Source organism: Candidatus Woesearchaeota archaeon (assembly GCA_026394965.1).
Taxonomy (GTDB): domain Archaea; phylum Nanobdellota; class Nanobdellia; order Woesearchaeales; family 0-14-0-80-44-23; genus JAPLZQ01.
In genome coordinates this window covers 1-3,479 of sequence record JAPLZQ010000028.1, presented here as the reverse complement: position 1 = coordinate 3,479, position 3,479 = coordinate 1, and the positions used below count along the sequence as shown (strand labels likewise).

Annotated in this window: 4 protein-coding genes; all 4 read right to left on the bottom strand. The window is 42.1% G+C overall.

Translation table 11 applies throughout. The features are described from left to right. A partial coding sequence (locus NTV63_01315) for a hypothetical protein (protein ID MCX6709577.1) occupies positions 1 to 630 on the bottom strand: 630 nt, incomplete at its 3' end. A gap of 16 nt (positions 631 to 646) precedes the next feature. Continuing rightward, complete coding sequence (locus tag NTV63_01310) at positions 647 to 1,627, bottom strand: hypothetical protein (protein MCX6709576.1); 981 nt, start codon at positions 1,625 to 1,627, stop codon at positions 647 to 649. After that, positions 1,614 to 2,507, bottom strand: a complete 894-nt coding sequence (locus NTV63_01305) for a hypothetical protein (protein MCX6709575.1) — start codon at positions 2,505 to 2,507, stop codon at positions 1,614 to 1,616. Before NTV63_01305 ends, NTV63_01310 begins: the two co-directional genes overlap by 14 nt. Next, the coding region (locus NTV63_01300) for an AAA family ATPase (protein MCX6709574.1) at positions 2,494 to 3,479 on the bottom strand (986 nt) is incomplete at its 5' end. The genes NTV63_01305 and NTV63_01300, both read right to left, overlap by 14 nt.

Genomic DNA, 3,479 nt, shown 5'->3' with positions numbered 1-3,479 from the left:
CAATATGTAATTTGGATTTTCATTTGTTTCCTCTGGCTCTGAATTTCCCCTGCTGAATTCCTGGCTTGCTAGAAGAGAGGTTATCTTGTCATAGAAATCTAAGCAGGTCATCTTATCATAGATTTCTGGTTCAATGAGTTCCTTTTCAGGAGCAGTGCTGCTTTTTTTCTTTAGCCCAAGGTAAAGGTCATAAATAATAAGCTCTTTTGAGCTTTTGCACGAAGGCAGGATTTTTTTCATTTCCTGCACGTCAATATTTTCTATAAGTGATTCAAGGAGGATTGGCTCCCAGACCTTTCCAAACTTCGCTGACAGGGCGCTTATCATCATCTCATTCCTTGAATCTCCCCTGCTGATTATATGATAAATCTGCCTTGCGCCGGAATTGTCCTCGATTCTTATGCTCTTTTTAACAGCTTCTTTCGGCTCAGGCATGTCAAACTCGTTTATTTTTTCTGCGAGGGTTTTTGAATTTTCACTGCTGAAAATCTTCTCTTCCTGGGCGCTGCTGTTCTGGGGAGAATTGCTGGTTATTCTGCTGTTTTCCGGGACTCTGGCATTTCCTGAACTTTCATAGCTTGTTCCAAGCCCCATTGTTTCTCTTAATTTTCTCAGCGTGTTATTATTCATTTCAAGCCCCGCTCAATCATTCGATTGGGTATTTTGCGCTCATTTTCCTGCTGAAATCATCATCTGGAAATCTCATTGAATATTCCTTTATTGATTCCTTGAGCATTCCAGGAATTGCGCATTTCTCCAGGATTCTAATCCGCTTTTCAAGAATAGCCCTGTCGCTTCTCCCGTTAATTGACAGGACTGAATCGCTTATGGATAATGCCCTGTCATAGTCGCCTTCCCCGGAAAAATAGCCAATTATCCTTCCTGCTGAATCAAGCAGCCCGGTGTAAAGCGGCTTTTTCTCTTTTATCCCCATGAGAAATTCCTTTATTCTTCCGCAGGCTTTTTCATAGCCGGAATTCCTGTCTCTGCTCATTATATTGGCGCTTTCCAGCAGCGCATCCAGGTCAAGGTAATCCCTGTTTTCCATGATTTTTCTGCATTCCCCCTCTGCCTCTTCTTTTTTTCCGGTCTCACTCAGGCAGTAGGATTTTATGAGTTTTATGTCCCTTGATTCAAATCCCTCCCACGGATTTTCTTCATATCTGGAAATATTGTATAAAGCCATCTCAAACTCGCCTTTTTTCACGCATGAAAATGCAAGCCTTTTCAGGATTGCTGATTTTTCGCTTTTACTTTTCAGCTCTGATTTAAGGGCGTCTTCATATGAATTTATTGCTTCAGCATATCTGCCCTGCATGAAAAGCGAATCTGCAATTTTTACTGCCTCTTCTGGTTTTCTGGCTTCGCATGGCGTATTTTCCATGATTCCGCTTCCTGAACTGGAATTTTCAGAAATTTCCTCCAAAGCCAGTTCGCTTTTTTCAGTTTCATCATGATTTTTGATTTCTTTCTCATCCGGCTCTTTATTGCATGTTTCACAGCCATTTTCCTGAAATACTCCTCTTAATCTCCTAAGAAGCCCTTCATCTGCCTGCATGCTTTCTGAATGCGCTTCATCGTTCTCATAATCGCCAATGAATATCCTTCGGAGCTTATCCCCTGCCATTTTTCTCACCTGATTCCAGCGCAAACCTGATGTCCAGGTATTCCCTGTCAAGAGGGCTTATCCTCATTGCAGAGCCGTTCTTCTCAATTATGTATTCTGCAAGGAGAAGGTTCCAGCTTGACTTTACTGCCTCATCAGATGTAATTTTCCTAATCTGATGCGAACTGCACCATATTTCGCATTCAAGCACTTTCTCTTTTGATTCAGCTGAGAATGCCGCTCTTGAGTTCCTCGCTGCATCATCCCTGATGAATTCAGCAATGCTTCTGTATGCATCTCCAATTGAATTAGTTGCATATGCTTCAAAATTTCCGAGAGCTGAAAAATCATACTGCATTGCCTTGAAGTTTTCTGTGCAGCTTTCTTCTGCAATCTTTTTAAGGGAAACCATTCTCCTGTCATCCTCTCCCAGGAAGGAGTCAAATGCCGAGTAGGCGGTAAGAAGCTTTTTCATCTCTTCTTTTAGTTCAGAATCAGCTTTTCCCATTGCAATCTCTTTTTCTATTTCCTGGATTTCTGTTATCTCGCTTATTGCGCTTTTCAGGATGTATGGGAGCGCCCGGTTTTCAGCTGCGCACTGCTCAGAAGAATATGGCTCAGCAATATAGCTCATAAGGGCTTCTTTCGCCTTTCTGGTTTTTTCAATCCTTAATGACGGCTCATCTATGATTATGCTTCTTGAGCTGATATTCTCTCCGATCTCATTGCAGTATGCCATCATCATCCTGCTTATTTCAGAAATCTGCACGCCTATCAGGGGCGCTGACTCATACCTGCAGAAAATTGAGCTGTCCTGGTTTGAGAATCTCTCAGCCCTTTTTTCCCTCTCCTCTTCCCTTTTCATGAAGGAGCTTTTGTATTCCTTTTCAGACATTTCCATTTTTCTCACTCTCGGCAAGCTCTTTTGCGGCAATTTCGATTGCCTTTTTTTCTTTAACAATACTTTCTTTGATTTTTTTTATTTCGCTTTCATATGTGACTTCTCTTTGGCTCATCTCATTATGGTATCTGTTTTCTATTGCTTTAGCAAGTTCATTTATCCCAATCCTCTCAAATCCCAGATTTATCCTTCTCTTCTGCTCAGGATAGGGAAGATCGCATAATCCCTCAAGCGCGCTTTCCTTCAATGCCTCATCCTGAAGCATTCTCATCGCCTTCGTTAAGTCTCTTGGGCTGAGTTCCTCACTGTATTTCATGCAGAGTTCAGCTGCTTTTTCCCATTCATTTTCGCTTATTCTCACATATCCTGATTTTATCCCCTTCTCAAGCTTAATTTTCAGGAATTCAGAGTATTCTCTTTTTGTTTTTGGCCCAGGCACATTGAATGAGGCTTCCCCTATCCTTTCAATCAGCGCATCATCCAAGTCGCCTGGCTTGTTGCTTGCAGATATTATCATGTAATTTCCGTAATATGGAGTGTCTATCCCTTCTATCAGCTGCATAAGGTAAATTGTCATGCTCTTGTCAGGCGCATTTGAGGATTCATCTGAGCGGCTTATCACAAGCCCGTCTATGTCATCTATAAATATAACCCCGATATTGTCCGGATTCATCGCCTTCTCGACTTTGCTTTTCAGGATTTCCTCTGTTTCGCCGTACCATTTCTTCTTTATTGAGGAGTCTATCGGGACCCAGGAGAACTTCTTCCCTGTCTTTTCAGAGAGCCCGCTCATGTAGTTTCTTGCTGCAGAGGCAATGCTTGTCTTTCCTGTTCCTGGCCTTGCATACATGAAAACTGTTCTTGGTATGTGGGTTGATTCTGATATTGGATTTTTCTTTGTTTTTGCGTCATAGAGGAATAGCATGTCAGCGTATTTCTTGAGCGCAGTCTTAGCCTCGCTGTTCCCTATTA

Excerpts from the sequence above, each read along its gene's own strand:
- NTV63_01310 (MCX6709576.1), bottom strand. The coding sequence starts at position 1,627 with ATGGCAGGGGATAAGCTCCGAAGGATATTCATTGGCGATTATGAGAAC.
- NTV63_01305 (MCX6709575.1), bottom strand. The coding sequence starts at position 2,507 with ATGGAAATGTCTGAAAAGGAATACAAAAGCTCCTTCATGAAAAGGGAA.